The sequence below is a fragment of the Mesorhizobium sp. M2A.F.Ca.ET.039.01.1.1 genome (genome assembly GCF_003998035.1).
Classification (GTDB): domain Bacteria; phylum Pseudomonadota; class Alphaproteobacteria; order Rhizobiales; family Rhizobiaceae; genus Mesorhizobium.
Window position 1 is genome coordinate 1 of record NZ_RZRY01000764.1, and the last position, 2,756, is coordinate 2,756.

At 56.5% G+C, this 2,756-nt stretch carries 2 protein-coding genes and 2 pseudogenes; 2 read left to right on the forward strand and 2 right to left on the reverse strand.

Features of this window, described 5'->3' with window-relative positions:
• Nucleotides 1–3 precede the first annotated feature (3 nt).
• Entirely contained in the window at nucleotides 4–738 is a 735-nt protein-coding gene (locus EOA24_RS33290) for a GntR family transcriptional regulator (RefSeq protein ID WP_127410543.1), read from the reverse strand.
• Between the two features lie 303 nt (nucleotides 739–1,041).
• Nucleotides 1,042–1,797, reverse strand: coding sequence for a 4'-phosphopantetheinyl transferase superfamily protein (locus tag EOA24_RS33295; RefSeq protein ID WP_127410544.1), 756 nt, complete (start codon nucleotides 1,795–1,797; stop codon nucleotides 1,042–1,044).
• 400 nt (nucleotides 1,798–2,197) lie between these two features.
• Between EOA24_RS33295 and EOA24_RS43475 the strand changes: the two are divergent.
• Together EOA24_RS43475 and EOA24_RS33300 are read left to right on the forward strand one after the other, a co-directional pair.
• Nucleotides 2,198–2,388, forward strand: a pseudogene (locus EOA24_RS43475) (hypothetical protein); the annotation flags it as partial.
• Nucleotides 2,389–2,438: 50 nt separating this feature from the next.
• Nucleotides 2,439–2,756 (forward strand): annotated as a pseudogene (locus EOA24_RS33300) (transposase); the annotation flags it as partial.

The window sequence follows — 2,756 nt, forward strand, 5'->3', positions numbered from 1 at the left end:
TTCCTAGGTACCCCAGGCAGCGCCTCGATTTCCCGCACGATCCTTCAGGTCGCACTTATCAAGAATCGCAAAAATCTGCTCATGCGCTTCCATGATGTTGCGCTCGAGGGCGTCGGCGGCTGCCAAGCCTTTGCCCTTCTCCAATTGGTCGATGATTTCGCGATGATTATGGTGGCCTGGAACAAAATTTGGTTCCTTTCGCCTCAAGCTGAGGATTGGGCCGGCATGAAGCCAATGCGTCTCAATCGTGTTCATCAAAACTTTATTTTGAGAGAGGTTGTAAACCGCAAAATGGAATAGTTGATTCAGTTTTAGATACTTCTTAACGTCAGAGTTATTCTTCAGATTGAGCAGATCCATCTTGAGATTAATTTCCCTGATATAGTTCAGGCTCTTGCCGCACGATTTCTTCGCCGCCCAGACCACGGCCTGCCTTTCATTCAAAAGGCGCACTTGTAGAAGATCGCGTAGGCCTTCAGCAGTGATCATCGGAACTCGCGCGGACTGACGCGGCGTCCGTTCGAGTATGTCGATGCCGCTGAGCCGGTTGAGCGACTCGCGGATCGGCATGTGGCTAGTGCCAAATGCGACAGCCAGTTCCTTGAGACGCATCGGCTGCCCGGGCGAAAATTCCCCAGACATCAAAGCGTTCTTCAGTTCGGCATAGACGTGCTCAATCGCCGAACTCGGGGAAGCCTTCAATCGTGGCATCTCGTACTTCAAGGTTTTTGTCGCCATTTGGCATGATCTCCAAATACTGGGGGTGGCCTCAGGAATGGGTGCTTGGAAAGCCCTGTGAACACGTTTCTCGCGCTGCGTGAAAACGGCGGGGCACCAGCCCACCTGAGCCCTGATCCGCGCACGAAGTGCGCGGCATCGCAAACCGGTTGGCACAGCAACGCACCGAACCCGCTCATACTAATGGCGTGGTATTGCTGGAGACGCGCTATCCTGGCGGGCGCGGCGGCCGACGGCCGCCGCCATCTCCAGCCCCCCGGTTCCAAGGCTTCGGGTGTCTCGACAACGTATCAGCCGGAGCTGCTACATTGACGCATACTGGTCTCTTACGGCCAACCAGGTCAACACATGCCCAGCAGTGATGCTAAAACGAATGTCATAGTGTTGACCCTCGATCAATTCAGGACAGATAGTTTGTGTTAGATGCAGTCGTAGCTGCCCGTTTCTGGGCGTCGTTCGTAACTCTGCACAGTCGAATCCGAATAAGCGCCTTGCCACAGGATAGAGCGCTTTGAAGAGCGTTTCCTTGGCCGAAAAAACCAGGCTCGCCAGCCAGTCTGGAGCGAGGACCACTTGTCGAGCGATCAAGGCACGCTCATCCTCATTGGTGGTCATGTTTAGGATCGCATCCAGAGCACGACCGCTGGCCAGCGCCTCAACGTCGACGCCTGCCCGCCAGTTGCCACTGGCGATGGCGAAACAAGCGCAATGCCCACGCGTATGCGTTATCGAGCCAGCGGACGACGAAGGCCAGAGTGGAGCCCCGCCTGGGCCGATTGGAATCTCAGCAGCGCCTTGCCCCAGCGCCCGCAATGCCGCGTGTGCCATCGCTCGCCCGGCTAAAAACTCAGCACGGCGCATGGTCACCGCTGCAGACAGGCTGGCAGGGCAGTGTAACGCCAGCAGGTTAAACAGGTCGTCCGTATAGCTTTCGAGATCAAACCTGCCGCGCACTAAGATCGCGTTGGGGAACCCGGGAGCATATAACTCAGCATTGGTGAAAAATCCACGTGAACGAGCGGAGAGAGTCACTAGTTCGGAATCGACAAAAGCAGTCATCCTGTCGCCTATGTCCTATACCTGTGTGGCACTCTATCATGAGTTTTTTGAGCAAATTTTATAAGTGTGTTAATTTATGTTACAGATTTATTACGCTTGACCTTTTACGTTTGTTGCGAAACAGAGGGCCTGCACCATTCACCTCGCGCCATGACGTGAGCCTGGTGTTGTGTTCCAGGCCCCGGTTCGGCTGGTTAGGGTTTGCGGGGGGCGCGCACAACCAGGTGAAGGAACGAATGGTGCTGGAAGACTGCTCGCCGGTTGGGATTTAGCCCGAAGTCGATAGGTAGATTGCCCTGCCAAGAGGCTTCTGAAGGCCGATCTGGTGCAGGAGCGTGGCTGGGGACAACGAGGGCGCGTCAATCCTCGATGGCCGATCAGCTCGTGGGCGGCGGCATCGGCCTGTGATTACAAGCGTTCGATACCGCTTGCTGGTGGCAATACCGGAAAGCGGCGTGCGCGATCGGGTTTCTATGAATGCTCCAACGGCGCTTGCCGGTTCCGGTTCACGGTGACGATCCATAGATCCATAACCCGGTGCATCGAGCCAAGCTGCCCTTGCGGATCTGGTTGAACGTGACCTTGCCCCTCTGATCTAATCCGGTTTGAAGTTCGTTCTGGCCCATCGAGAGGACCAGGACATGAAACGCAGCCGCTTCTCTGAAGAGCAGATCATCGCAATTTTGAAGGAACACGAGGCCGGGGTATCGGTTGGCGATCTGTGCCGCAAGCACGGGGTCAGCGACGCCTCGATCTACAACTGGAAGGCCCGCTTCGGCGGGATGGATGTGTCCGAGGCTCGGCGGCTGAAGGCGCTGGAGGACGAGAACACGCGGCTGAAGCGGCTTCTGGCCGACGCCATGCTCGACAATGCCGCGTTGAAGGATCTTGTGGGAAAGAAATGGTGACCCCCGCGGCCAAGCGGAAAGCTGTCGCCCGCCTGAAGGAAGGCTTCGGGA

Coding starts and splice junctions, on each gene's coding strand:
- EOA24_RS33290 (WP_127410543.1), bottom strand. CDS start 738: ATGGCGACAAAAACCTTGAAGTACGAGATGCCACGATTGAAGGCTTCC.
- EOA24_RS33295 (WP_127410544.1), bottom strand. CDS start 1,797: ATGACTGCTTTTGTCGATTCCGAACTAGTGACTCTCTCCGCTCGTTCA.